This window comes from Novosphingobium sp. YAF33, assembly GCF_052113265.1.
GTDB lineage: Bacteria > Pseudomonadota > Alphaproteobacteria > Sphingomonadales > Sphingomonadaceae > Novosphingobium.
The window spans coordinates 328,806-354,067 of the sequence record NZ_JBFRCW010000002.1; the positions used below are offsets into that span (position 1 = coordinate 328,806).

Here is a 25,262-nt window from a genome sequence, read left to right on the forward strand (position 1 = left end):
CAAATCCTATGGCAGGTCCAAAGTTTCTCTTTCCCCCTGCCCCGCTGCTCCGGCAGGAGGCCGACTGCGGGAAAAGGAGAAATGCCATGAGTGCCATCCAAGCCGATCAAGCAGGCGTACGCTGCATGTGGATGCGCGGCGGCACTTCCAAGGGCGGCTATTTCCTCAAGAGCGATCTCCCCGCAGACACCGCGGCGCGCGACGCCTTCCTTCTCTCCATCATGGGATCGCCCGACCCGCGCCAGATCGACGGCATGGGCGGCGCCGATCCGCTGACCAGCAAGGTCGCCGTCGTCAGCAAATCCGACCGCGAGGGCATCGACGTGGACTACCTGTTCCTCCAGGTTTTCGTCGACCAGGCGCTTGTCAGCGATCAGCAGAACTGCGGCAATATCCTCGCCGGGATCGGCCCTTTCGCCATCGAGCGCGGGCTGATCGAGGCGAAAGGCGATGAAACCAATGTCGCCATCTTCATGGAGAACACCGGCCAGGTCGCCGTCGCCACCGTGCAGACGCCGGGCGGCGTGGTTTCATACAAGGGCGATGCCGCGATCGACGGCGTGCCGGGCACTCATGCGCCGATCCCGCTGGAATTCCGCGACACTGCCGGCTCCTCCTGCGGCGCGCTGCTGCCCACCGGCAACGCCGCCGACGAAGTGAACGGCGTGCGCGTGACCTTGATCGACAACGGCATGCCCTGCGTGGTCATGAAGGCCGAGGACGTCGGGATCACCGGCTACGAGGACCGCGAGAGCCTGGACGCCAATGTCGAACTGAAAGCGAAGATCGAGGCCATCCGCCTGGCCGTGGGCGAGCGGATGAACCTCGGCGACGTGAAGGACAAGTCGGTCCCCAAGATGATGCTGGTCGCGCCGCCCAAGCATGGCGGCGCGGTGACCGTGCGCAGCTTCATTCCCCACCGCGCCCACGCCACGATCGGCGTGCTCGGCGCGGTCTCGGTGGCGACCGCCTGCCTGATCGAAGGCTCGCCCGCCGCTGAAGTGGCACAAATCCCCGAGGGTCGCCGCAAGACTCTGTCGGTCGAGCATCCGACCGGCGAGATGTCCTGTGTCCTCGACACGGACGAGGGCGGCGCCGTTACGAGCGCCGCCCTCCTTCGCACCGCGCGCAAGCTGATGGACGGGGTGGTTTTCGGGTAAGCGCGAAAAACCATTCGCTGCAAAGCAACAACAGCGGTTATCAAGCGCTTGGGACCAGGGCCGACGGGCAAGCAAAGTACGGCCTCCCGCTCAAAGATAACTGCCAGGAGCAGCGACATGGCATCGAAGACATTCGTGACGACCACCCTAGCCGCCTTTGCGCTCGCAGCCGCCGTGACCGGCTGCAAGGGCTCGGAACCGGCCGCGACCACGACCGACGCTTCCGGCGCCCCGGTCAAGGTTTCCGACACCATCGAAGCGCGAGAGGCCAATTTCAAGGCCATCGCCAAGGCCAACAAGGCCGCCAAGGAAGCCCTGGAAGATTCCGCGCCGGACTTCGCGGCCGTCTCTGCTTCCGCCACCTCGATCCAGACGGACGCGGGCAAGATCGTCGGCCTGTTCCCCAAGGGCAGCGGCAAGGAATCGGGCGAGAAGACCCAAGCCCTCCCCGCCATCTGGGACAAGCCCGCCGAATTCACGGCCGCGGCCGAAAAGCTGGCCGCCGCTGCCGGCAAGCTCAAGATCGCAGCCGACGCCAAGGATGCCGCAGGCGCTCAGGTGGCGATGGGTGAGATCGGCGGCGCCTGCAAGGGATGCCACGAGAACTTCCGCGAGAAGAAGCAGTGAACAGCCACGAGGGTGCGGCAGATGTCCGCACCCGCCTGTGGGACTGGCCGGTCCGCGTGATCCACTGGAGCTTCGCGGCACTGATCCCGGCGCTCTGGTGGACGGCCGAAAACGGCGAGATGGGCTGGCACACCAGCATCGGCACGGTGCTGATGCAACTGCTGGTGATCCGCGTGCTCTGGGGCTTCGTCGGCAGTTCGACCGCGCGGTTTTCGGGCTTCGTGCGAGGGCCGGGCGCGGTGCTGGCGCATTTGCGGTCGGGCGCTCACGAACCAACGGCCGGGCACAATCCGGCGGGCGGATGGAGCGTGCTGGCAATGCTCGGGCTCATGGTCTTGCAGGTCACCCTGGGCTTCTTCGCGGGCGATCCGGACGACGGCACCACCGGGCCACTCAATCACCTGGTGTCCTCCTCCACCGCCAGCCGGATGACGGAGCTGCATGGGATCGTGTTCTATCTGATCCTGGCCATGATCGTGGTGCATCTGGGCGCGATCATTTATTACCGCGTGGTGAAGCGGGACCGGCTGATCGGAGCCATGGTAACCGGCGCGCGCGCGATGCCCGCCGGTACGACCGGCATGGTCAAAGCCCCCGTCTGGCGGCTGATCGCCTGTGTGGTCATCGCCTGGCTTGTGGGCTGGATAGTCTGGGTCGGAGCAGCCTGATACGGGAACGGGAGCAGGCGCCCGGCGCCCACCCCCGTCCGTCGCGCGTCTGAAGCGGGGCCTCAGAACATGTCCACGTCCAGCGCCATCATCGAGGCCTTGCCCGACTTGATCGCCAGGAACGCGGCGGTCGCCTGCGGCAGCAGACGGTCGAAGAAGAACCGCGCGGTGCCGATCTTGGCGGTGTAGAACGCGGCGTCCTCAGTGCCTTCGTCCAGCTTGGCCTTGGCGATCAGAGCCGCCTTGGCAAACGTGTAGCCCATGGCGACAAGGCCGATCAGGCGCAGATAATCGGTCGCGGCGGCGCCGGCTTCCTCGGGGTCCTTCATGCCCTTCTGGGCAATCGTGCCGGTCGAAAGCTGCAGCGCGCCGAAGGCCTTTTCCAGCCCCTCGATCATCTTGCCGAACGTCTCGTCCGCCTTGTTCGCCTCGATGAAGTCCGAGACGGGATGGAAGAACGAGCGCAGATAGCGGCCGGCATGCGCGGGCATCTTGCGGCCGACAAGGTCAAGCGCCTGGATGCCGTTGGTGCCTTCGTAGATCATGGCGATGCGGGCATCGCGCACGAACTGCTCCACGCCGCTTTCGGCAATGTAGCCGTGACCGCCATAGACCTGCACGGCCAGGTTCGCGCTTTCATAGCCGCAGTCGGTGAAGAGCGCCTTCACCACAGGGGTCATCAGCGCAATGAAGTCTTCCGCGCGGGCCTTCACGGCCGGATCGGTCGCGTGCTTTTCGGCATCGAGCGCGCGGCTGACCCAGGCGCCGACGGCGCGGCTGCCTTCGTTGTAGGCACGCGCGGTCATCAGCATGCGGCGCACGTCAGGGTGGACGATGATCGGATCGGCCGGACCCTTGGGGTTCTTCACGCCCGACAGCGAGCGGCCCTGCACGCGGTCCTTGGCGTACCACACGGCCGACTGATAAGCAGCTTCACCCACGCCAAGGCCCTGGATGCCCACCGAAACGCGCTCGGTGTTCATCATCTTGAACATGGCTTCCATGCCCTTGTTCGCGGTGCCGACCAGCCAGCCGATCGAATCGTCGAAGTTGAGCTGGCAGGTGGCCGAGGCCTTGAGGCCCATCTTGTGCTCGATCGCGGCGACCGAAATGCCGTTGGACTGGCCCGGCGTGCCGTCTTCCTTGGGCAGGTACTTCGGCACCAGGAACAGGCTGATGCCCTTCACCCCTTCCGGCGCATCGGGAAGCCGGGCGAGGACGAGGTGGATGATGTTCTCGGTCAGGTCGTGCTCGCCCGCCGAAATGAAGATCTTCGCGCCGGAGATCTTGTAGCTGTCGTCACCCCCATTTGCATCTTGGGAGGGAACGGCCTTGGTGCGCAGCATGCCAAGGTCGGTGCCGCAATGCGGTTCGGTAAGGCACATCGTGCCCGACCAGGTGCCCTCGACCATCTTGGGCAGGTAGGCCTGCTTCAGCGCATCACTGGCATAGCCCTCGATCGCGGTGGTCGCGCCGTGGGTGAGGCCGGGATAGAGGCTGAACGACAGGTTGGCGGAGCAGATCATCTCCTCGGTCAGCTTGTTCAGCGCTTCGGGAAGCCCCTGCCCGCCCCATTCGGGATCGGACGCCAGCGCACACCAGCCGCCTTCGCGGAACATGTCGTAGGCTTCCTTGAAGCCCTTGGGGGTGCGGACCACGCCGTTTTCCAGCGTGCAGCCCTCGATGTCGCCGCTGCGGTTCAGCGGCAGCAGGACTTCCTGCGCCACCTTGGCAGCCTCTTCCAGCACCGCGTCGACAAGGTCGGGGGTGAATTCGGCCAGGGCTTCGAGATTGCCGAAGCCGTCATCGGTGTGAAGTTCGTGGAGCACGAACTTCATGTCGCGCAGGGGCGCTTCGTAAACTTGCATGTCACTCTCCTCGCAGGTCGAGAGATGAACTCGCCCCATCCCATCCCGCTTCCTGTCGCACCCCGCACTTCGTCATTGCGAGCGAAGCGAAGCAATCCAGGGCGGTTTGCGACGCCCCTGGATTGCCGCGCGGCTTCGCCGCTCGCAATGACGAGGGAGGGAACGAGGAAAGGAGGATGGGGTGGCAGGTCACACTCTCGGCCCGGTTTTCCTTTGGTTCAGTTACGCAGCGGCTTGCCGGTTTCGAGCATGTGCTCGACGCGGGCGACCGAGCGGTCGTCGCGCAGGCGGCCCATGAAGGCATCGCGCTCCAGCTTGAGCAGTTCGCCCTCGCTCACCGTGTCGACGAGATCGAACTCGTCGCCGCCGGTCAGCACGTCGGCCAGAATGCCGGAGACGACCACGTCGTAGTCGGTCGCCATGCCGCGCTTGTGGAAGCCTTCGACCGCAAGGCCGAGTGCGGTTCGGCCACCGGCGCCGGGCAGCTTGAACTCGGGCGCTTCGGGCGGGGTATAGCCCTCGACCAGCGACAGCGCCTTCTGCTTGGCGTCATGCAGCAGGCGATCGCGGTTCATCGAAATGCCGTCGCCCCCCCGCAGGATCATCATCTCGCGCGCCTGCTGGGCAGACTTGGAGACTTGCGCGGTCGAGACCATCTCGAACACCTTGGCAACCGCCGGCATCGGGCCCTTGGGCATGCCGGGCGCATTGCGCCAACGGTCGATCATCTCGCCATTGCCACCCCAACCGGGAACGAGGCCGACGCCGCATTCCACAAGGCCGCAGTAGAGTTCGGCATGGGCCTGGATCGCGTCGCAGTGGAGCAGGATCTCACACCCACCGCCGAGCGCGAGGCCGGCGGGAGCACCGACCACCGGGAACGGCGCGTACTTCAGGCCCTTGTAGGCCAGCTGCCCGCCCGCCACGAGCTTCTCGATCTCGCCCCAGGCGGCGATGTTCACCGCGAAGAGCGCGAGGCCCAAGTTGGCGCCTGCCGAGAAGGTGTCGGCATCGTTGTAGACCACCAGCGCCTTGTACTGCGCCGCCACCAGCGGGATAGCCTGCCCGATCAGCTTCATGACTTCGCCGTCGAGCGCGTTCATCTTGCCGGTGAATTCAAGGCAGACGACGCCGTCACCGATATCCCACAGCGCGTCCGAGGCATTGCGGATGATCGGCTTGGACGAAAGCTTCACATCGGCCAGGCGCATCACGCCTTCGGGGCGGACGATGTCGCGGTATTCGCCGTCGAGGCCCAGGAACTGGCGCTTGCCGTTCTCGATCCGGTAGAACGTGCGGTCGCCCGCCACGGTCAGGATCGCGGGCACGGCCTTGCCTTCGGCGGCGAGGCGTTCGGCAAGATACTTGGCGCCCAGCTTGTCGATCATCTCGAACGGGCCGGACTTCCAGTTGTAGCCCAGCTTCATCGCGTCATCGACGGCAACCACGTCCGAAGCGGCATCGGGCACGAGGCTGGCGGCATAGGCCAAGGTGTCGCCCAGCACGGCCCAGGCGTAGGCGCCGATGTCGCCCTTGCTTTCGACCAGTGCCTTGAGGTCACCCTTGGCGGCAGCGCCACGCGGGCCGGGCACCTTGATGCTAGGACGGTATTCGCCGGTCTGAAGGTCGATGGTTTCCTTGCGGCGACCGGCCTCCTTGTTGAGGCGGTAGAACCCGCCCTTGCCCTTGCGGCCGGTATAGCCATCACCGATCATCTTGTTGATCAGCGGAATGTCGCGGGCGATGCCATGGTAGAGGTCGCCTGCGGGCAGCGTCGAGGTAAGGCTGGCCTGCAAGTGCGGCATAAGGTCGATGCCGACCAGATCGACAAGACCGAAGATGCCGGTCTTGGGCACGCCCATCGGCTTGCCGGCAATGGCATCGGCCAGTTCGATGGTGATGCCCATGTCGAACGCGGCGTTGAGGCCAAGCTGGATCCAGTAGGTGCCGATGCGGTTGGCGATGAAGCCCGGCGTGTCCTTGGCCTTGACCACCGTCTTGCCCATGGAAACGTCGGCGAACTGCTCGACCTTGGCGGCGACGCCAGCGTCGGTCGCGGGGCCGGTGACGATCTCCAGCAGGCGCATGTAGCGCGGCGGGTTGAAGAAGTGCGTGATCAGGAAGTCGCGCTTGAACGCGTCCGAACGCCCTTCGACCAGATTGGCGAGCGGGATCGTCGAAGTGTTGGACGAAACGGCAGTGCCGTCACGCTTCACCGCTTCCAGCTTGGCGTAGAGGCCCTGCTTGATGTCCAGACGCTCGATCACCGCCTCGATCACCCAGTCGCATTCGGCAACCTTGTCGAGATGGTCTTCGATATTGCCGGTCTCGACCAGCTTGGCGGCCGACTTGCTCATGAACGGCGCGGGCTCGGTCTTGAGCATCTTCGCCACGGCGCCTTCGGCGACGACATTGCGATTGGTCGCGTCCTTCGGGACGATGTCGAGCAGCAGCACCGGCACGCCGGCATTGGCGACCTGAGCGGCGATCCCGGCACCCATGGTGCCGGCGCCGATCACGCAGACCTTTTTGATGATATTGTCGCTCATTCCACCGACTCCAGGATCGTGGCGATACCCTGACCGCCGCCGATGCACTGGCTGGCGAGCGCGTACTTGCCGCCTTCACGCTTCAGCAGCGAGGCCGCCTTGCCGACGATGCGCGCGCCGGTGGCGCCGAGCGGGTGGCCGATGGCGATCGCGCCGCCGTCGATGTTCACCTTCGCCATGTCGAGGCCGAGGTCCTTGATGCAGGCCAGCGCCTGCGAAGCGAAGGCTTCGTTCAGTTCGACCACGTCGAGGTCACCGGCCGAGATACCGGCACGCTCAAGCGCCTTCTGGCTGGAAAGGATCGGGCCGAGACCCATGGTTTCCGGCGCGCAGCCCGACACCGCGACCGACTTGATGCGGGCGAGGATCGGCAAGCCGTGGGCACGGGCATATTCCTCGGTGGTGACGAGAACGGCGCTGGCGCCATCGGTCAGCGGCGAGGAGGTGCCGGCAGTCACTGACCCTGCCGCATCGAACGCGGGCTTCAGGCCGGCAAGGCCCTCTGCGGTGGTTTCGCCGCGAATGGTGCCGTCTTCGCTGACGATCCCGCCCTTGGTCTGGATCGGCACGATCTCGTCGGTCAGCTTGCCGGCGTCACGCGCGGCGGCGGCCTTGTGTTGGCTGGAGACGGCCAGCGCTTCCTGGTCGGCGCGGGGGATCTGGTACTTGGTGGCGACGTTTTCGGCGGTTTCGCCCATCGACATATAGGCGGCGCTCTTCTTCGCCAGCTCCGGATTGGGCAGCGGGTTGAAGCCCATCATCGGCACGCGGCTCATCGATTCGACGCCGGCGCAGACGAAGACTTCGCCCGCGCCAATGGCGATCTGGCCCATGGCGTAGTGGATCGAGCTCATCGAAGAGCCGCAGAAACGGTTCACGGTCATGCCGCCAACCGAGATCGGCAGGTCCGCCAGCAGCGCCACCAGACGCGCGACGTTGAAGCCCTGCTCGCCCTCGGGGAACGCGCAGCCGACGATGACGTCTTCGATATCGGCAGCTTCCACGCCGGTCTTGGCGATGAGGCCGCGAATCACCTGGGCGGCAAGGTCGTCCGGACGGACCCGCGCCAGCGCGCCCTTGTTGGCCAAGTGGAAGGGCGAGCGGGCGTAACCCGCGATCACGACACTTTGCATGCACTCTCTCCGTGGGCCGACGCGCCGAGGGCTCTTCCCCAGGCTGCGTCGTCTTCTTCCCTAAGGGTGCAATTCTTTCCCTATACGTCAAGCAAATTATCGGTTACGACAAATCAGCATCCCACCGTAAGGGCCCCGTCCCGCCGGTGAGAAGATGTCCGGTTGGAGACGATGGAGAGGTCGCTCATGAAACAGTGGAAACCTGCGGGGCTGGCATTTGTTGCCGCGGCCCTGATCGCAATTCCCGGCGCGAATCCGGCATTGGCGGCTGGCGGCGACTCCGTCGTCGGCAAGTGGCGCACACCTTCCAAGCACGGGGTCGTCGAACTCAGCCGCTGCGGCGAATCGGTCTGCGGCCGGCTCGTCGATTCGGACGGCCTGAAGACCAACCCCGACCTGCGCGACGTGAACAACAAGGACACCGCGCAGCGTGGCCGCAAGATCAAAGGCCTGCAAATTGTCGGTGGTTTCAAGGCCAAAGGGAACGAATGGGTCGAAGGACAGATCTACAATCCTGAGGACGGCGGCACCTACAAGGCGACGATAACGCCTTCGGGGGCCAATAGCCTCAAGCTCAAGGGCTGCATCGTCTGGCCCTTGTGCAAGACCCAGACCTGGACGCGCATCCCCTGAGGCGCACCGGGTACACGAAGGTTCAGGGCATAAGAGAATTAAGGGAGTTCAAGGATATGAAACGCACTTCGGGCCGCATTCTTCTCGCGGGCACCGCATCGGCCGCCGCATCCGCCGTCGTGTTCGGCTTTGCCGGCGCCGCCCATGCACAGGCCTTCTACCTTCAGGAACAGTCGGTACGCGCACAGGGCCGCGCCTTCTCGGGTGAGGCCGCCGATACCGGCGTTGACTCGCTGTGGTGGAACCCGGCTGCGATCGGCGGGCTCGAAGGCGGCCAGGCCTCGGTCCACGCCAGCGTCATCCTGCCGCGCGGCAAAGTGGTGGACGACGGCACCGTGATCGTCCGCCCCGGACAGGCACCTGCCCCGGTCGGCGGCAATGGCCTGGCCAAGAACCCCATCGACAACGGCGTGCTGCCCTCCGGCTCGATCGCCTACGGCACCGGCAAGTTCGCCTTCGGCCTGACGGTGACCTCGCCTTATTCCTTCACCACCAATTACGATGCCGACAGCTGGGCCCGCTATTCCGCGGACAAGACCAAGCTGCGCACGATCGACATCCAGCCCAGCGTCGCCTTCCAGCCGGTCGAAGGCCTCTATATCGGCGCGGCTGCCAACGTCGAACATGTCGACGCCACCCTCGGCAACTACCTGCCCAACCTCTCGCCGCTGCTGGCGGACGGCCATCAGCAGCTCAAGGGCAGCGGCTGGGACGTGGGCTGGTCGGTCGGCGCCCAGTACCATAACGGCCCCGCCTCGATCGGCGTCGCCTACAAGTCGGCCATCAAGCACAAGCTCGACGGCTCGCTGACCATCGACGGCCTGCTCGGCCCGCTTGCCGCGCAGAACCGTACGCTCGACGCCACGGCCGAATTCACCACCCCGTGGCAGGCGATCATGTCCGGCCGCATCCACGCCACCAAGCAGCTGACGCTGAACGCGCAAGTCGTGGCCTTCGGCTGGAGCAAGTTCGACACCATCGATCTCGGCGCCCCGATCAACCAGCAGATCCCCGAGAACTACAAGGACGGCTTCTCCTACGCCTTCGGCATGGACTACGACGTCAATCCGAAGTGGACCGTGCGCGGCGGCATCCAGTACGGCGAGACGCCGACCAGCAGCGGCGACCGCGATGCCCGCGTGCCTGACAGCAACCGCTGGAACTTCTCGGCCGGCACCACCTGGAACATGAGCGAGAAGATCGCGATCGACGCGGCCGCCTCGTACATCACGTTCAAGGACGCGCCGATCGACCGCATCACCGCGGCCTATCCGGGCACGGCGGCACAGACCCCGGTGATCACCAACGGCAGCCTCCAGGACGCTTACGCCATGGTCTTCTCGCTCGGCGCGCGGGTGGCCTTCTGATGGGAGCCGCGGCGACGATCGGCGGACATTCCGCCCCGGAGACCTCCTCCCAACTTCCGGAAGAGATGCCGCCGATCGCGCCGCGGTTGCTCACCGACCTGCTCGACCATGCCGTGGAAGCGCACGGCACCTGGCCGGCGATCGACTTCATGGGCCGCAAGTGGACCTACAAGGAGATCGGCGACCTGTCCCGACGCGCGGCGCGGGGGTTGCAGGACCTCGGCGTCAAGCGGGGGACGCGGGTGGGCCTGTGCCTGCCCAATACGCCCTACTACGTGATCTGCTATTTCGCGATCCTGCGCATCGGCGGCATCGTGGTGAACTTCAACCCGCTCTACACCGAGCGCGAGATGGCGCACCTGGTGGACGATTCCGGCGCGGAATTCATCGTCGCCTCCGACCTTGCGCTCTCACTTCCCAAGATCGAGCCGCTGGTCGGAAAGGGCGCACTGCGCCGCGTGATCGTCTGCCCGATCGCCGATGCCCTGCCCAAGCTGAAGGGCCGCGCCTATCGCCTGCTCAAGCGCAAGGACATCGCGCATGAGCCGCACGACTTGCGCTTCCTGCGCTTTGCGGACCTGATCGCGCGCGACGCCGATCCCGATCCCGTCGAACGCTCCCCCTCGGACCTTGCCGTGCTGCAATATACCGGCGGCACCACCGGCGTGCCCAAGGGCGCGATGCTCAGCCACGCGAACCTCGCCGCCAATTCGGCACAGATGATCGCCCATGTCGGCCACATGCCGGAGACGCAGGAGCGCACGCTGGGCGTCCTGCCGTTGTTCCACGTCTTCGCGCTGACCACGGTGCTCAACTACTCGGTGGACACCGCCGCCGAGATGATCCTGCTGCCGCGTTTCGAGATGAAGTCGTTCCTGGCCACCGCCAAGCGCACCAAACCAACGCAGTTCTTCGGGGTTCCCACGCTCTATACCGCGCTCAACAACCAGCAGCTCCACGGCGAGTTCGACCAGGTGCGCGTCTGCATCTCGGGCGGGGCGCCGCTGCCGCTGGAAGTGCGCCAGAAGTTCGAGCAGCGCACCGGCGTGCGCGTGGTGGAAGGCTACGGCCTGTCCGAAGCCTCCCCCATCATCGCCTGCAATCCGCTGGAAGGCGACGTGAAGAACAATTCCTGCGGCCCGGCCTTCCCCGGAACCGTGCTGGAAATCCGCGATCCGGACAACCTGCATAAGGTCATGCCCCAGGGCGAGCGCGGCGAAGTCTGCGCGCGCGGCCCGCAAGTCATGTCCGGCTACTGGAACCGGCCCGAGGAATCGGAAAAGACCTTCATCTACGGTGCCTTGCGCACGGGAGACGTTGGCTATCTCGACGAAGACGGCTATCTGTTCCTGGTGGACAGGATCAAGGACATGATCCTCTGCGGGGGGTACAATGTCTATCCGAGAACGATCGAGGATGCGCTCTACGAGCATCCGATGGTGCACGAGGCAATCGTGATCGGCATTCCCGATACTTATCGCGGGCAGGCGCCCAAGGCCTTCGTGGCGCTCCATCCCGGCGATACGCTGGACCAGGAAACCCTGATGGCCTTCCTCAAGGAACGGCTCAACAAGATCGAGATGCCAAGCCAGATCGAATTCCGCGACAGCCTGCCCAAGACGCTGGTCGGCAAGCTCTCCAAGAAGGAGCTGGTCGAGGAAGAGGCCGCGCGCCGCGCCTCGGGACAGGATTCGTGAGCGGCACCGGAGCCGCACTCACTCCGAACGGCGCGCCCCTTCCCGCAACAGGCGCGCAGGCGGCAGCCCCGCGCGAAAACCCGGAAGAGGGAGAGCCGGGCGGCGACATGCTCGGCATCCAGGAAGCCGCCACCGAACTGGGCGTGACCATGCGCACCTTGCGCTTCTATGAAGACAAGGACCTGATCGCCCCGCAGCGCGTCGGCACCACCCGCATCTATTCGCGCCGCGAAATGGGCAGGATGCAGCTGATCCTGCGCGGCAAGCGGCTCGGTTTCTCGATCCGCGAGATCAAGGAATTCCTCGACCTCTACGACGTCGATCCCGAACACCACGAACAGGTCCGCGCGCTACTGACCCGGGTTACCGACCGTATCGACGAACTGCGCCAGCAGAAGACCGCGATCGAACAGACGCTGGAAGAACTGCTGTCCATCGAGCGGCAGTCGTTGGCCTGGCTCAAGGGCATGCCGGTGGAAGTCCGCAGCGGCCCGGCATCGGCCCCGCCTGAAGAACGGCCCGGAGACCAGCCATGAGTGAAGACGCCCGCCGCGCCGTGGAAGAACTGCGCGACCTCCTCGACGTGGAAGAGATCGATACCGGCATCTTCCGAGGCGCCGCCTCCGCCGAGGAAATGGGCCGCGTCTATGGCGGCCAGGTCGTGGCCCAGGCGCTGGCCGCCGCCGCGCGCGGAGTCGATCCCGAGCGGCAGGCCCATTCGCTCCACGCCTATTTCCTGCGCGCCGGCGATTCCGCCCGCCCGATCATCTACCGCGTCCTGCCTGACTTCGACGGTGGCAGTTTCTCCAACCGCCGCGTGGTCGCCATGCAGGGCGGCAAGCCGATTCTCAACCTGGCGGCTTCCTTCCACCGGCCCGAGGAAGGACTGTCCCACGCGGTGCCCATGCCGGACGTCCCGGCACCGGACGAGTGCCCGGATTTCCGGGACGCCCTGGCCGCTGCCGGACAGAAGCTGCCGTCCTTCCTGCTGGACCGGCTCGCGGCCTTCGACATCCGCCCCTGCCCCCCGGTGCGCGGCGGCGATCTGCCCCAGCGCCAGGAATGGTTCCGGCTGGCCCGGCCGCTCGGCAGCGATGACACGATGCAGCGGGTGCTCCTGGCCTATGCCAGCGACTTCGCGCTCGTTTCCACGGCGCTGATGCCCCACGGGCTGGGGTTCTTCTCGCCCGGCGTGACCGGCGCCAGCCTCGACCACGCGATCTGGTTCCACCAGACGCCGCCGATCGACGACTGGCTGCTCTATGCCATGGACAGCCCCTGGTCCGGCCATGCCCGCGGCTTTGCCCGCGGCGCGATCTACACGCGCTCGGGCGAACTGGTCGCCAGCGTCGCGCAGGAGGGCCTGCTCCGCGTCAAGCCCCAGGCCTGACAGTCCGCTCGGGAATTCGCCGACTTCAGGGCGCCGGCCATTTCTCCAAGCCCATGATCGGGTGGAGAAAAAAGCCGGTGCCCCGCTTGGAATGCCTCGGGGTGCCTTACTTTCCGGCAGCCACGGGCGGGTTGGGATAAGCGATGACGAGCGAAAGCGGTGCTTCGCCGCGCTGCCAGATGCCCACGACCGCGCCGTTGTAGAGATAGGCCGTCATGCCCGGCCGCAGCACCGCGCGCTGGCCGTCCGACACCACTTCGCCCTCGCCCGACAGGACGTAATAGACCTCATCGTGCGCGATGGGATGCGCGCCGATGGCCGCGCCCTTGTGCAGGACACGGCGGCGGAACTCCATCGCGCGCGGTGCGGGCACGGCATCCGAAATGCGATAGGCCGTGCTCATGCCGATGGCGCCGTGCGGAGGGGCTTCCTCGCGCACGGTGTCCTTTTCGTCGATGACGGCCATGGGCGGGGCCGAGGGTGGAGTCGGAGCCGGGCCGCCGGCAGTGGAAGCCGCCATCAGCAGCAGCCCCGTGATCATTTCACCGCCCCTTCGCGCATTTCCCTGTCCCGCGCGGAGAGCTTCTCCTGCGGTCCGGCCTTCTGCCCGGGATAGAGGCCCGACTTCGGCGTCATCGTGCCGAGATTCCAGTCCTTCTCCACGAAGGCGGCCTGGGTCGGCGCCGGATGCGGATAACCGCCGACGACTTTCTCGTCGTCGATCACTTCGCCGCGGCCCTCGGCCACGAAAAACAGCACGCGGATGTCGTCGGGCGCCCGGTCCCACGGGCGGGCGCCGACCGAGCCGAGGAGGTCGGTTTCGAGATCGGCGGCGGGCATGACCTTGTAGCCGTCGAGGCTGGCGAGCGGTGCCGGCGCTTCGATGACCTTGGCCTTGGTCACGCCGTAGCGGCCGAGCATCGGCGCGGGATTGCCCCAGCGATCGACGTTGATGTTGTCCTTGCTGAACCAGGCGAGGTCGCCGTCGCCGCCCAGAGTCAGGAACGGCAAGCCCGGCGCGGTGGAATTGCCCGCCCGCATGACATTGCCGACGGCCGTGATCTCTCCGGTCACATAGGGATGGCCCGCCCATTCCAGGTTCATCAGGTTGTAGTGCACCGCGCGGTGGCCGGGATCGTAGATCATGTTGTTGACCATCAGCACTTGCGCCCCGCCCTTCACCAGCGGCGAGCGCTCCATGTTGTGCGCCCAGACATTGCGGTAGAAAACGATGCCGGTGGCGTTGTCGTGCACCAGCGAGCCCTTGGAATGCTCGCCCTTGGGATGGCTGGCGTCGGCCAGCCCTTCCGCGGCCAGGTTCTCGCGGAACAGCACGTCGTGGCTGGTGGCCTCGCGCCATTCCTTCACGGTCTTGCCGTTGAAGCGCGGACCCGACGTCGACATGTTCTCGTCGATCGCCCAGAAGAAGCTGCAATGCTCGATCACCACATTGTGCRCGGCGACGGTGGAGAAGGCATCGGCCTCCCAGCCGGAGAGCTTGGGCTGGCCATCCACCCCGGTCATCACGCGAAGATGGCTGATCTTCACGTCGTGCCCCTTGAGGTCGATCCCGCCGCGCACGATCGTCACGCCCGGCGAAGGCGCCGTCTGCCCGGCGATGGTGAGATAGGGCTCATCGATTTCCAGCACCGTGCGCCCCAGGTCGATCACGCCGCCCACCTCGAACACCACGGTGCGTTTGCCTTTCGCCTCGACCGCCGCCCTGAGCGATCCGGGGCCATCCTTGGCGAGCGTGGTGACGCGGATGATTCGCCCCCCGTCGCCGCCTTTCGTAGGGTCTGCCGCTTGCGCCATCGCCATGGGGGAGACCGCCGAAATCGCCAGAATGGCGGCCGATGCGGCCAGGGTAAGACGGCCGAACTGCCTCGTTGCTTTCACTGCTCTCTCCCGTTTGATCCGGTTCTTGCCAGGCTTGTTACAGCGTTCTTGACAGGGTGGTGTCCCTGCGGCAATAACTAATGACACCGGTTACCAAGACCGGCAAGAACGAACTGACGATTGCGCGACAAGGACGATACGCAGTTCAATCGAGTGCGCCGCAAAGGCGTTGAGGAAAGTACCGCAAGGTACTGGGAGCAGGTGCCGGAGAAAGGAAGCGCCCAAGGCGCGATCCTCTTTGACACCGGTATCAATAGGCTGAGAAGGCCAGTGAGCCGGAAGGCTACAGGGGGAGTGATCATGCAAAGGCATGTTTCGAGGATTTCGCTACTGAAGGCAGCGCTGGTCGCGGGCAGCGCGCTGGCATTGCCGCACGCCGCCTTCGCGCAGGACACGGCCGCAGACAATACCGGAGCCGCCGCCCAGACGGCCCCGCAGGACAGCACGACCGCCCAGGAAATCATCGTCACCGGCTTCCGCCAGTCGCTGGAAGCCGCGCTCAACGTGAAGCGGGAATCGGTCAGCGCGGTCGATGCCGTCGTGGCCGAGGACATGGCCAAGTTCCCCGACCAGAACCTTGCCGAATCGCTCCAGCGCATTCCCGGCATCTCCATCCAGAAGGACGGCGGCGAAGGCCGCGCGATCACCGTGCGCGGCCTCAGCGCCCAGTTCACCCGCGTGCGCGTGAACGGCCTGGAGACCATCGCCACCAGCTCCGACGGCGCCTCCGCCAACCGCGACCGTTCGTTCGACTTCAACGTCTTCGCCTCGGAACTGTTCAGCAGCCTGGTGGTCCACAAGACCGCCGAAGCCAGCCTTGATGAAGGTTCGCTGGGCGCCGTGGTGGACCTCAACACCGGCAACCCGCTGGCGGGCAAGGCCGGCCTTTCCGCCGTGCTCAACGTCCAGGGTTCCTACAACGACCTGTCGGACAATGTCGGCCCGCGCATCGCCGGCCTGCTGTCCTGGAGGAACGACGCGGGCACGTTCGGCGTCAATCTCTCGGCCGCCTATTCGCACACCGACACGCTGGAAACCGGCAACAACTCGGTGCGCTGGGCCCAGGCCTACTTCAACTCGGTGAACGGCACGCCGTGCTACTATTCCAACGTCGGCCCGACCGGCGGCAACCCGGTCAGCACGGGCGGCGGCTATCGCCCCTCCGCCGCCTGCGACGCCGCCTCGCTCTCGTTCCACCCGCGCATCCCGCGCTACGGCGTGGTCGAGCATGACCGCAAGCGCCTGGGCCTGACCGGATCCATCCAGTTCGAGCCGACCGACCGCACCAAGCTCTCGATCGACGGCCTCTATTCCTCGTTCAAGGAAGACCGCGCGGAACAGTGGCTGGAAGTGCTCGCCCGCTCCAACGAACGCCGCTTCGACGTGGTGGACCCGGTCTACGACGACAACGGCAACATGGTCAGCGCCACGTTCAACAACGCCTATGTCCGCACGGAAAGCTACTTGCGCAAGTCGAAGACCGAATTCTACCAGATCGGCGCGACGCTGGACCAGGACGTCAGCGACAGCTTCCGCTTCACCCTGCTGGGCGGCATGTCGCAATCGAACGCGGACATCCCGGTCGAAACGACTTTCGCCTATGACAACCGCAACGCCAACGGTTTCAGCTACGACTATTCGGACATGAAGACGCCGGTGCTGAACTACGGCCTCGACGTGACCAATCCGGCGAACTTCCAGCTCGCCGAAATCCGCGACCGGCCTTCCTATGTGAAGAACCGCTTCAAGACCGCGCAATTGCGCACCGAGTGGGACCTTGCCGAAGGCTTCACGGTCAAGACCGGCGCGGTCTGGCGGCGCTACAACTTCCGCACCCAGTTGTTCCAGCGCGACACCGCCGCCTGCGGCGCCAACGGCACGAAGGACCTGATCCTCGGCCAGGTGACCTGCTCGGCTTCGGTCTACGGCCTGCCCGTCACTTCGGACATCTCGCAAGTCGCCAACCTGGGAGACGCGGGCCAGCCGAACGGAACCACCGATTCCTGGCTCGTCGCCAACATCGCCAATGCGGCAGACTATACCAACCTCTATGGCCGGACCGCCATCGAGGACCTGGGCAACAACCGCCGCGTGCAGGAGACGACGTCGGGCGGGTACCTCCAGTTCGACGTGAAGGGCGACATCTTCGGGCTCGAATATGCCGGCAACTTCGGCATGCGCTATGCCCATACCGGCCAGAAATCGACCGGCTACACCGCCGGCGTCGCCGCCACCGTGGAGCGCAATTACGACGACTGGCTCCCGGCCATGAACATCGCGCTCTACCCGCGCCATGACGTGATCCTGCGCGGCGCCATCGCCAAGGTCATCACCCGGCCTTCGCTGGGCAACCTCAACCCGGGCGGCTCGGTGGACGGCTTCAACTACCGCGTCACGTTCGGCAACCCGTTCCTCGATCCCTATCGCGCGACCAATTTCGACCTTTCGGCCGAATGGTACTTCGCCCCGCAAGCCCTGCTGTCGGTGGCGGCCTTCATCAAGAAGATCGAAAGCTTCCCGGTCGCCGGCACTTACGTGGCCACCCTGCCGCAGCTCGGCCTCGGCCGCGACGTGCTGGGCCAGAGCACGCCTGCCTACATCAACTACGATCCCAACCAGGAATATGTCGTCTCCTCGCAGGTCAACGGCCAGGGCGCGACGCTGAAGGGCGTGGAAGTGGCCCTGCAACTGCCCTTCACTTTCCTGCCCGGCATCCTCAGCCACACGGGCTTCCAGGGCAACGCCACCTTCATCAAGAGCAAGGCCGACTACACGATCACCGGCCCGGCCACTTCGGCCTGTACCCGCAACGCCACGACAGGTGCCTGCGCCCTCACCGGCGTCTCGGCGGTCTATACCCAGACCCTGCTGGGCGTATCCAAGAAGGCGGCCAACGCCACGCTCTACTATGACGACGGCAAGTTCAGCATTCGCGGTTCGGTCAGCTATCGCGGGCCCTTCGTGGATGCGACCAGCGCCACGGGCAATATCTTCGAAGGCTATGGCTCCTACACCAGCATCGATGCGGCGATCCGCTACAAGGCCACGGAGTGGCTGGAACTCTCGATCGACGGCAACAACCTGACCGATGCCTATCGCTATCGCTTCAATGACGTCTTCGCGGAGCGCAACTACGAAAACAACCACTTCGGCCGCACGATCCTGTTCGGCGCGCGCGCAAAGTATTGACGTTCGGCCGATACATCTGCCGAATGCCATGAACTGAAATAACGAAGAGGAAGCCGCCATGACCATCGACCGCCGATCGTTCATGGCGGCTTCGCTCGCCTCCGGGCTGCTGCCTGGATTGAGCGCCGGCCAGGCCCTGGCCCAAACCGGAAGGCCGGGCGATACCGGCACGACACCGCCCCCGGCCGATGCCGCCAAGGCGCCGCCGCCAGGCTTGCCGGAACCCACCGAAACGATCGACCTCTGGCCGAAAGGCGCGCCGGGAATGCCCGGAGCGCCGCCGGTCGAAACCGTCACCGAACGCTCTGCCAATGGGCAGGTCAACGATCGCTCCGTCACCGGCACCACCCATCCGCGCATGGTGGTGTTCCGGCCCGACCGGCCCAACGGCGCGGCGGTGCTGCTCGCCCCGGGCGGCGGCTACCGGCTCGTCGTGATCGACAAGGAAGGCTACGAAGTGGCGCGCTGGCTTGCCGCGCGCGGCTTCACGGCCTTCGTGCTGTTCTACCGCCTCCCCGGCGAAGGCTGGGCGGATCGGCAGGACGTGCCGCTGGCCGATGCCCAGCGCGCCATGCGCCTGATCCGCCACCGTGCGAAAGACTTCGGGATCCAGCCGGAGCGCGTCGCCGCCATGGGCTTTTCGGCCGGCGGCCATGTCTGCGCCAGCCTCTCCACCCGCTTCGACGCGAAAGTCTACGCGCCGGTCGATGCGGCGGACAGACTTTCAGCGCGCCCGTTCTGCGCGGCCCCGGTCTATCCGGTGGTCTCGATGGACCCGGCCATTGCCCATGCCGGATCCCGCGACCTGCTGCTCGGCCCCGCGCCCACAGCGGAACTGGAAGCCGCGCACTCGCCGGAGCGCACGGTGCCCAAGGGCGCGCCGCCGCACTTCCTGCTTCACGCCGAGGACGACCCCGTCGTCCCGGTAGACAACAGCCTGCGCCTGCGCGCCGCGCTCCGCGCGCAGGGCGTGCCGGTGGAAACCCACCTCTTCGCGCAAGGCGGCCACGGCTTCGGGCTGCGCGGCACGATCGGCAAGCCGGTCGAGGCGTGGCCCGATCTCTGGCGGGCCTGGGCGCGCTCGGTCGGCCTGGCCTGAAGTACCTGGGGCTGAGGTAAATGGCCGGAAGGAACCGGCCGAAACATTCGGGGCAGAATGGGATGACGATGGACAGACGCGACGCACTCAAGACCGCCCTGCTCGGCGGCATCGGCCTTGCGGCCCCCACTCTCGCAAGTGGAGAGGCTGCCGCGAAGGCGCCCGGAACGGGTAGCGCTCCGCCGTCCTCCCCGGCGGCGCCCGCCCGCAACTGGCGCCGCGGCTTCGACAACCAGCGCGTTTCCAGCCTCGGCGGCGGCAGGATGCTCAATCCCGTCCTTTCGGGCGACCGGCCCGACCCCGCCATCCTCAAGGACGGCGAAGACTATTATCTCACGTTCTCCAGCTTCGATTCCTACCCCGGCCTCACCATCTGGCACAGCCGCGACCTGGTGAACTGGCAGCCCCGCAAACCGGCGCTGACCCGCAATATCGGCTCGGTATGGGCGGTGAGCCTGGAGAAGCACGAGGGACGCTACTTCCTCTACATCCCGGTCAAGGCCGAGCCCAACGAGATCTACGTGATCTGGGCGGATCATATCGACGGCCCGTGGAGCGACCCGAAGCCGCTGGGCCTGCATGACCATATCGACCCCTGCCATGCCGTGGGCGAGGACGGCTCGCGCTGGCTGTTCCTCTCGGGCGGGGACCGGATTCGCCTTTCCGAAGACGGGCTGTCGCTGGCCGGCAAAGTCGAGCACGTCTACGATCCCTGGCACTATCCCGAGGATTGGGACGTGGAAGGTTTCTCGCCCGAAGGCCCCAAGATCCACCGCCATGGCGACTGGTTCTACATGCTCACGGCAGTGGGCGGCACGGCCGGGCCGCCCACCGGCCATATGGTAATCGCCGCCCGCGCCCGCTCCATCCATGGCCCCTGGGAACAGCACCCCGGCAATCCGCTGGTCCGCACCGAAAGCCAGTCCGAAGCCTGGTGGTCGCGCGGCCACGCCTCGCTGGTCGAAGGGCCGGACAAGCGGTGGTACACGCTTTACCATGGCTTCGAGAACGGCTTCTGGACGCTCGGACGCCAATGCCTGCTCGACACGATCGAATGGACGCCGGACGGCTGGTTCAGGATGACCGGCGGAGACCTGTCGCAGCCGCTGCCCGCGCCGAAAGTGGCCGATCCCCTGCCTCACGGCATGGCGCTGTCGGACGATTTCTCCAAGCCGCTGGCGATGGGTTCGAAATGGTCGTTCTTCCGTCCCGCGCCTGACGAGGCGGCCCGCGTGCGCGTCGCGGACGGCGCCCTGCATCTCAAAGGCAAGGGCCTGGCCCCGTCGAGCGGCTCGCCACTGCTGCTGATTGCGGGCGACACCAGCTATCAGTTCGAATGCGACATCGAACTGGCCCCCGGCGGCACGGCGGGCCTGCTGCTGTTCTACGACGACAAGCTCTACGCCGGCCTCGGCTTCGACGAGACGCGCTTCGTCACGCACCAATATGGCATCGAGCGCGGCCGGCCCRCCAATCCCCATGGTGGCCGCATGAGAATGCGCCTCACCAACCGGCGGCACATCATCGCCTTCCACACCTCGGCAGACGGCGGCCGCATCTGGAAGCGCTTCGATCGCGGCATGGAAGTTTCGGGCTACCACCACAATGTGCGCGGCGGTTTCCTGATGCTCCGGCCCGGCCTCTATGCGGCCGGTCCCGGCGAAGCGACGTTCCGCGACTTCCGTTTCACGGCGCTGGAGGACTGAGTTCGGCGCGGCGGAGGGAGCCGCGCCGCTGAACGCTCAGGACTTTCCGGTGCCGCCATTGCCCGAGGTATCGAGCCTGGTTTCCATCCGGTAGTCCGGCAGAGCATCCAGCGCCTGACGCAGCGCCTCTCCCCAGCCGTCCGAAATCGACTGGAAATACGGATCGTTCGGCTCGATCCGCCGGTCGTGGAGGGGGGTGAAGCGGTCCTGTTCCAGCACCAGCAGGTCCAGCGGCAGGCCGACCGATAGGTTCGCCTTCACGGTCGAATCGAAGGAGACGCACATCAGCTTCACCGCCTGCTCGAAAGTCATGCTCCGGTCGTAGCCGCGGATCAGGATCGGGCGGCCGTACTTGGTTTCGCCGATCTGGAAGAAGGGCGTATCGAAGCTGGCTTCGATGAAATTGCCCTCGGGGTAGATCAGGAAAAGCCGCGGCTCCATGCCCTTGATCTGCCCGGCCACGATCATCGAGGCGCTGAAGGTGCCCGTCGCCGCCTTCTGGCCATTGTCGCTGGCGCGCTCGGTGATGATGTCCTGGAGGAGATTGCCGACCACCGTGGCCACCTGGAACATGGTGGGCGCTTCCAGCAGGGAATTGTGCCGCTCCGCCGGGGCCTTGTTGCGTTCTTCCAGCTGGCTGATGACCGCCTGGGTGGTGGCCAGGTTGCCCGCCGTCATCAGGGTGATTATGCGCTCTCCCGGGATTTCCCAGTGATACATCTTCTGGAACGTGGAGATATTGTCGACGCCCGAATTGGTGCGGGTGTCACTCATCAAGACGAGTCCGCGATCCAGCATCATGCCTACACAATAGGTCATGGAATCAAAAACCCCTGAATTCCTGCGTCCCGCGCGACCATTCACGGGACCGCGGCCGTTTCAGCCGCCTTGTATCTGCCGCTGCCCGCCGTCTGCGGACTGCTGTTGCTGCTGCTGTCCTAGCAGGTTCTCCTCCACGGACAAATGCACGTCCAGCCGGGTTTCCCCCGCGCCCGTGGCCACACCCGTAACCGGAGCCGCCTCTGCATAGTCTGAGCCGCTGGCTACGCGGATATACCTTTCATCCGGGCAGATCGCGTTGGAAACGTCGAATCCGACCCAGCCCAGCCCCGGAACATGCGCCTCTGCCCAGCCGTGCCCGGCATCCTGCTCCACCCGGTCGTTCATGCGCAGATAGCCGCCGACATAGCGCATCGGGATGTCCAGCAGGCGCCCGGCGCTGATGAAGATATGGGCGTGGTCCTGGCAGACGCCTTTTCCTGCCGTCAGCGCCTGTTCCGCCGTCGTGCGCACGTCCGTGGCGCCCGGCACATAGGCAACGCGCGCGGCGATGGCGCTGGAAAGGACATGGAGGAACCCCACGAGGTCCGACTTGTCGGCATCGACGGAGGCCAGCAGCGAACGCACCCCCTTGCCGGCGCGTGTCAGCGGCGTCGCGCGCAGGAAGCACCAGAGCGGAGCATGCCCGCCATGCGCGCCGGTGATGCCGTTGTTGTCGCTCGTGCGCACCGTGCCCGCGCAGGTGACGGTGACTTCCCGGGCGCCCGGTTCGATGGAAACGAGCGAGGTGTGGTTCTGGTGCTGATCGTCGTAGCCCACCTCGTGGCGCGCGCCGGTCAGTTCCATCGTCCAGTCGAGCACTTCCTGCCCGTGAGTGGTCTTGGGCCGCAGCCGAAGCCGCTGCAATCCGTGCGTGACGGGAGCGGCGAAAGCGTAGCGCGTGGTGTGCGTGACGGTCAGAAGCATGGAACAAGCCGTCCTATTCGTTGAAGCGGTAATCGGCGGCGATGGCACTGCCCAGCCGGCTGGTCTTGCCGATGAAATCCTGCAGGAATTCGTGCAGGCCCATCTCGAAGATCGCCTCGATCGAGGTTTCCTGAAGCGCGCCGCCGGTGGCGCGCAGAAGCGCGTGCGCGGATGTCTCTCCGCCATATTCCTTGGCGAGGCCTGCCATGTTGCTGCGAAGCTTGTCGTAGCAGAAGACCAGGCTGCGCGGAAACTGCCCGTCCAGGATTAGGAACCGGGCGATCCCGCGCGAGTCCATGGCGCCGGCGTTGAGCCAGGAATAGGCACGGTTGCCCGCCACCGAGCGCAGCAGCGTGTCCCACTGCACATTGTCCAGGCTGGAGCCGACCCAGGCCGCCGAGGGCAGCAGGACGTAGTATTTCACGTCGAGGATGCGCGCGGTGCTGTCCGCCCGCTCGATGAACGTCCCGATGCGCGAGAAGTTGAACACCTCGTTGCGCAGCATCGTCCCTTCCAGCGCCCCGCGCACGAGCGTGCCGGTGCGGCGGATCTGGCCCAGCACTTCGCCCAGGTTGGTCTCCCGAACCGGCCGCGCGAGCAGGTCGCGCAAATGCATCCAGCCTTCGTTGGTGGTTTCCCATACGGCGTTGGTCAGGCTGTTGCGCACCATGCGGGCATTGGTGCGCGCGTTCTCGACCATGGCCAGGACCGAGCCGGGATTGTCCTTGTCCCGCAGCAGGAAGTTGAACACCTGGGGCCCGTTGAACCCACCGTGGACGCGGCAATAGTTCCCCACCAGCCCGGTGGTGGTCAGGACCGACTTCCACTCCTCGTCCTGCGAATGCTTGTTGCCCCGCGTCAGCGCGAGGTGGAAACCCACGTCGATCAGGCGCGCGGTGTTTTCCGCCCGTTCGAGATAGCGGCTCATCCAGTATACGCCGTTGGCGGCCCGTCCCAGCATCAGCGCGCCCTCACCCGTCCCATAGCCCTCATTCGTCCAGCACCCACGAATCCTTGGTGCCGCCACCTTGCGAGGAATTGACCACCAGCGATCCCTTCTTCAGCGCCACGCGGGTGAGCCCGCCCGGCGTGATGTCGATGCCTTCGGGCGAAACCAGCACGAACGGCCTCAGGTCCACATGGCGCGGCGCCAGTCCCTCCTTGGTGAAGATCGGCACGGTGGATAGCGAAAGCGTCGGCTGGGCGATGTAATTGTCCGGCCGTGCGCGCAGCTTGGCCTCGAAATCGGCCAGTTCCTTCTTCGAGGCGGCCGGGCCGATCAGCATGCCGTAGCCGCCCGAGCCATGGACCTCCTTGACCACCAGTTCGGCCAGATTGTCGAGCACATAGGCCAGGGAATCGCTTTCCGAGCAGCGCCAGGTCGGCACATTGGCCAGGATCGGTTTCTCGCCGGTATAGAACTCGACGATCTCGGGCATGTAGCTGTAGATCGCCTTGTCGTCGGCGATGCCGGTGCCCGGCGCATTGGCGATGGTAATGCCGCCCGCACGGTAGACGTCCATGATCCCCGAAACGCCCAGCGCCGAATCGGGCTGGAAGCTCAGGGGATCGAGATAGTCGTCGTCGACGCGGCGATAGATCACGTCGATCGCCTTGTAGCCGGTGGTCGTGCGCATGGCGACTCGGCCGTCCACCACGCGAAGATCGCGGCCTTCCACCAGTTCCGCGCCCATCTGGTCGGCCAGGAAGGCGTGCTCGAAATAAGCGGAATTGTAGATGCCCGGCGTCAGCACGGCCACGGTCGGACGGGTGCCGCCGCCCTTTCCTCCATCGTACGCCGGCGGCGCGCAGGCCCGCAGCGAGCGGGCCAGACGGCGCGGATAGTCGGAAACCGGGCGCACCGGGATGCGCGTGAACAGCTCCGGGAACATCGCCATCATCGTCTCGCGGTTCTCGAGCATGTACGAGACGCCGGACGGCGTGCGGGCATTGTCTTCCAGCACCATGAACTCTTCCGGCCCGGTGCGGACGAGATCGATGCCGACGATATGGGTATAGACGCCCCCCGGCGGCGTCATCCCGATCATCTGCGACAGGAACGCCTCATTGTTGCGGAGCGCGGAGATCGGCAGGCGGCCGGAGCGGATGATCTCCTGGCGGTGATAGAGGTCCTGCAGGAAGGCATTGAGCGCCCGCACCCGCTGCTCGATGCCCTGCGTCAGCTTGCGCCACTCGCGGGCGGTGATGATGCGGGGGATCATGTCGAAGGGAATGAGCCGCTCCTCGGCGGCATCGTTCCCGTAGACGTTGAAGGTGATGCCGATGCGGCGGAAGAAGCGCTCCGCCTCGGCGTCCTGCCGTTTCAGCCAGGCCTTGTCCTGCGAGTCGTACCATTTTCGAAAGTCGGCGTAGGCAGGTCTCACCGACCCATCCTCGTTGAGCATCTCGTCGTAGTTGGTTCCGCCCGTAGCCGTCATTGTGACTCCCGTTTGTCCACGTGATGCAACACGGAAACGAGCTTGCCAAGCGGTTACGCTGCAAGTGCGAAAGAAAAATTCCTGCGCGGATCG

Annotated in this window: 20 protein-coding genes; 11 read left to right on the top strand and 9 right to left on the bottom strand. The window is 65.7% G+C overall.

All coding sequences use genetic code 11. The features are described from left to right. Positions 1–86 precede the first annotated feature (86 nt). The 3 genes from AB4Z00_RS05685 (at position 87) to AB4Z00_RS05695 (ending at position 2,455) form a co-directional block, all read left to right on the top strand. Complete coding sequence (locus AB4Z00_RS05685; RefSeq protein WP_442045268.1) at positions 87–1,160, top strand: 4-oxalomesaconate tautomerase; 1,074 nt, start codon at positions 87–89, stop codon at positions 1,158–1,160. Positions 1,161–1,277: 117 nt separating this feature from the next. Continuing rightward, positions 1,278–1,787: a c-type cytochrome gene (locus AB4Z00_RS05690; protein WP_442045269.1), complete on the top strand. Its 510-nt coding sequence runs from the start codon at positions 1,278–1,280 to the stop codon at positions 1,785–1,787. Then, complete coding sequence (locus AB4Z00_RS05695) at positions 1,784–2,455, top strand: cytochrome b/b6 domain-containing protein (protein ID WP_442045270.1); 672 nt, start codon at positions 1,784–1,786, stop codon at positions 2,453–2,455. Before AB4Z00_RS05690 ends, AB4Z00_RS05695 begins: the two co-directional genes overlap by 4 nt. A gap of 62 nt (positions 2,456–2,517) precedes the next feature. Here the strand turns inward: AB4Z00_RS05695 and AB4Z00_RS05700 are convergent, their stop codons facing one another. The 3 genes from AB4Z00_RS05700 to AB4Z00_RS05710 all read right to left on the bottom strand — a co-directional run bounded on the left by AB4Z00_RS05700 (position 2,518) and on the right by AB4Z00_RS05710 (position 8,005). Next, positions 2,518–4,323 (bottom strand): acyl-CoA dehydrogenase C-terminal domain-containing protein, encoded by a 1,806-nt coding sequence (locus tag AB4Z00_RS05700; RefSeq protein ID WP_442045271.1) that lies wholly within the window; start codon positions 4,321–4,323, stop codon positions 2,518–2,520. 218 nt (positions 4,324–4,541) lie between these two features. Further along, positions 4,542–6,872: a 3-hydroxyacyl-CoA dehydrogenase/enoyl-CoA hydratase family protein gene (locus tag AB4Z00_RS05705; protein ID WP_442045272.1), complete on the bottom strand. Its 2,331-nt coding sequence runs from the start codon at positions 6,870–6,872 to the stop codon at positions 4,542–4,544. After that, positions 6,869–8,005 (bottom strand): thiolase family protein, encoded by a 1,137-nt coding sequence (locus AB4Z00_RS05710; protein ID WP_442045273.1) that lies wholly within the window; start codon positions 8,003–8,005, stop codon positions 6,869–6,871. The genes AB4Z00_RS05705 and AB4Z00_RS05710 overlap by 4 nt, the downstream gene beginning before the upstream one ends. Positions 8,006–8,176: 171 nt before the next feature. Here AB4Z00_RS05710 and AB4Z00_RS05715 point away from each other — a divergent pair, with 171 nt between their 5' ends. From AB4Z00_RS05715 to AB4Z00_RS05735, 5 genes are all read left to right on the top strand, one after another. Beyond that, entirely contained in the window at positions 8,177–8,638 is a 462-nt protein-coding gene (locus AB4Z00_RS05715) for a DUF2147 domain-containing protein (RefSeq protein WP_243654337.1), read from the top strand. 56 nt (positions 8,639–8,694) lie between these two features. Further along, complete coding sequence (locus tag AB4Z00_RS05720; protein WP_134093471.1) at positions 8,695–10,005, top strand: OmpP1/FadL family transporter; 1,311 nt, start codon at positions 8,695–8,697, stop codon at positions 10,003–10,005. Continuing rightward, entirely contained in the window at positions 10,005–11,702 is a 1,698-nt protein-coding gene (locus AB4Z00_RS05725) for a long-chain-fatty-acid--CoA ligase (protein WP_442045274.1), read from the top strand. The genes AB4Z00_RS05720 and AB4Z00_RS05725 overlap by 1 nt, the downstream gene beginning before the upstream one ends. Positions 11,703–11,809: 107 nt before the next feature. Beyond that, positions 11,810–12,238, top strand: coding sequence for a MerR family transcriptional regulator (locus AB4Z00_RS05730; protein ID WP_134093726.1), 429 nt, complete (start codon positions 11,810–11,812; stop codon positions 12,236–12,238). Beyond that, positions 12,235–13,092 (top strand): acyl-CoA thioesterase, encoded by an 858-nt coding sequence (locus tag AB4Z00_RS05735; protein WP_442045275.1) that lies wholly within the window; start codon positions 12,235–12,237, stop codon positions 13,090–13,092. Before AB4Z00_RS05730 ends, AB4Z00_RS05735 begins: the two co-directional genes overlap by 4 nt. 106 nt (positions 13,093–13,198) lie before the next feature. Here the strand turns inward: AB4Z00_RS05735 and AB4Z00_RS05740 are convergent, their stop codons facing one another. Together AB4Z00_RS05740 and AB4Z00_RS05745 are read right to left on the bottom strand one after the other, a co-directional pair. Beyond that, complete coding sequence (locus AB4Z00_RS05740) at positions 13,199–13,612, bottom strand: cupin domain-containing protein (protein ID WP_442045470.1); 414 nt, start codon at positions 13,610–13,612, stop codon at positions 13,199–13,201. Between the two features lie 17 nt (positions 13,613–13,629). Then, positions 13,630–14,940, bottom strand: coding sequence for a pectate lyase family protein (locus AB4Z00_RS05745; protein WP_442045471.1), 1,311 nt, complete (start codon positions 14,938–14,940; stop codon positions 13,630–13,632). Positions 14,941–15,291: 351 nt separating this feature from the next. On the opposite strand from AB4Z00_RS05745, the gene AB4Z00_RS05750 reads away from it, so the two are divergent. The 3 genes from AB4Z00_RS05750 to AB4Z00_RS05760 all read left to right on the top strand — a co-directional run bounded on the left by AB4Z00_RS05750 (position 15,292) and on the right by AB4Z00_RS05760 (position 20,985). After that, a complete protein-coding gene (locus AB4Z00_RS05750) occupies positions 15,292–18,180 on the top strand; it encodes a TonB-dependent receptor (RefSeq protein WP_442045276.1) in 2,889 nt (962 codons plus the stop codon). A gap of 58 nt (positions 18,181–18,238) precedes the next feature. Further along, positions 18,239–19,279: an alpha/beta hydrolase gene (locus tag AB4Z00_RS05755; RefSeq protein ID WP_442045277.1), complete on the top strand. Its 1,041-nt coding sequence runs from the start codon at positions 18,239–18,241 to the stop codon at positions 19,277–19,279. A 62-nt stretch (positions 19,280–19,341) separates the two neighbouring features. Then, the gene (locus tag AB4Z00_RS05760) at positions 19,342–20,985 is read left to right on the top strand and encodes a family 43 glycosylhydrolase (protein WP_442045278.1); all 1,644 of its coding nucleotides are present in this window, start codon (positions 19,342–19,344) and stop codon (positions 20,983–20,985) included. A gap of 36 nt (positions 20,986–21,021) precedes the next feature. Here the strand turns inward: AB4Z00_RS05760 and AB4Z00_RS05765 are convergent, their stop codons facing one another. The 4 genes from AB4Z00_RS05765 to AB4Z00_RS05780 are packed head-to-tail and all read right to left on the bottom strand — an operon-like array spanning position 21,022 to position 25,169. Next, entirely contained in the window at positions 21,022–21,804 is a 783-nt protein-coding gene (locus AB4Z00_RS05765; protein WP_132267423.1) for a proteasome-type protease, read from the bottom strand. Positions 21,805–21,864: 60 nt separating this feature from the next. Further along, positions 21,865–22,731, bottom strand: a complete 867-nt coding sequence (locus AB4Z00_RS05770) for a transglutaminase family protein (RefSeq protein ID WP_132267425.1) — start codon at positions 22,729–22,731, stop codon at positions 21,865–21,867. A 13-nt stretch (positions 22,732–22,744) separates the two neighbouring features. Then, positions 22,745–23,692: an alpha-E domain-containing protein gene (locus tag AB4Z00_RS05775; RefSeq protein WP_132267426.1), complete on the bottom strand. Its 948-nt coding sequence runs from the start codon at positions 23,690–23,692 to the stop codon at positions 22,745–22,747. Between the two features lie 28 nt (positions 23,693–23,720). Continuing rightward, complete coding sequence (locus AB4Z00_RS05780; RefSeq protein ID WP_132267428.1) at positions 23,721–25,169, bottom strand: circularly permuted type 2 ATP-grasp protein; 1,449 nt, start codon at positions 25,167–25,169, stop codon at positions 23,721–23,723. Positions 25,170–25,262: the final 93 nt, after the last annotated feature.

Coding starts and splice junctions, on each gene's coding strand:
- AB4Z00_RS05685 (WP_442045268.1), top strand. CDS start 87: ATGAGTGCCATCCAAGCCGATCAAGCAGGCGTACGCTGCATGTGGATG.
- AB4Z00_RS05765 (WP_132267423.1), bottom strand. CDS start 21,804: ATGACCTATTGTGTAGGCATGATGCTGGATCGCGGACTCGTCTTGATG.
- AB4Z00_RS05710 (WP_442045273.1), bottom strand. CDS start 8,005: ATGCAAAGTGTCGTGATCGCGGGTTACGCCCGCTCGCCCTTCCACTTG.
- AB4Z00_RS05730 (WP_134093726.1), top strand. CDS start 11,810: ATGCTCGGCATCCAGGAAGCCGCCACCGAACTGGGCGTGACCATGCGC.
- AB4Z00_RS05725 (WP_442045274.1), top strand. CDS start 10,005: ATGGGAGCCGCGGCGACGATCGGCGGACATTCCGCCCCGGAGACCTCC.
- AB4Z00_RS05705 (WP_442045272.1), bottom strand. CDS start 6,872: ATGAGCGACAATATCATCAAAAAGGTCTGCGTGATCGGCGCCGGCACC.
- AB4Z00_RS05770 (WP_132267425.1), bottom strand. CDS start 22,731: ATGCTTCTGACCGTCACGCACACCACGCGCTACGCTTTCGCCGCTCCC.
- AB4Z00_RS05755 (WP_442045277.1), top strand. CDS start 18,239: ATGACCATCGACCGCCGATCGTTCATGGCGGCTTCGCTCGCCTCCGGG.
- AB4Z00_RS05715 (WP_243654337.1), top strand. CDS start 8,177: ATGGAGAGGTCGCTCATGAAACAGTGGAAACCTGCGGGGCTGGCATTT.
- AB4Z00_RS05775 (WP_132267426.1), bottom strand. CDS start 23,692: ATGCTGGGACGGGCCGCCAACGGCGTATACTGGATGAGCCGCTATCTC.
- AB4Z00_RS05720 (WP_134093471.1), top strand. CDS start 8,695: ATGAAACGCACTTCGGGCCGCATTCTTCTCGCGGGCACCGCATCGGCC.
- AB4Z00_RS05700 (WP_442045271.1), bottom strand. CDS start 4,323: ATGCAAGTTTACGAAGCGCCCCTGCGCGACATGAAGTTCGTGCTCCAC.
- AB4Z00_RS05690 (WP_442045269.1), top strand. CDS start 1,278: ATGGCATCGAAGACATTCGTGACGACCACCCTAGCCGCCTTTGCGCTC.
- AB4Z00_RS05740 (WP_442045470.1), bottom strand. CDS start 13,612: ATGGCGGCTTCCACTGCCGGCGGCCCGGCTCCGACTCCACCCTCGGCC.
- AB4Z00_RS05750 (WP_442045276.1), top strand. CDS start 15,292: ATGCAAAGGCATGTTTCGAGGATTTCGCTACTGAAGGCAGCGCTGGTC.
- AB4Z00_RS05735 (WP_442045275.1), top strand. CDS start 12,235: ATGAGTGAAGACGCCCGCCGCGCCGTGGAAGAACTGCGCGACCTCCTC.
- AB4Z00_RS05780 (WP_132267428.1), bottom strand. CDS start 25,169: ATGACGGCTACGGGCGGAACCAACTACGACGAGATGCTCAACGAGGAT.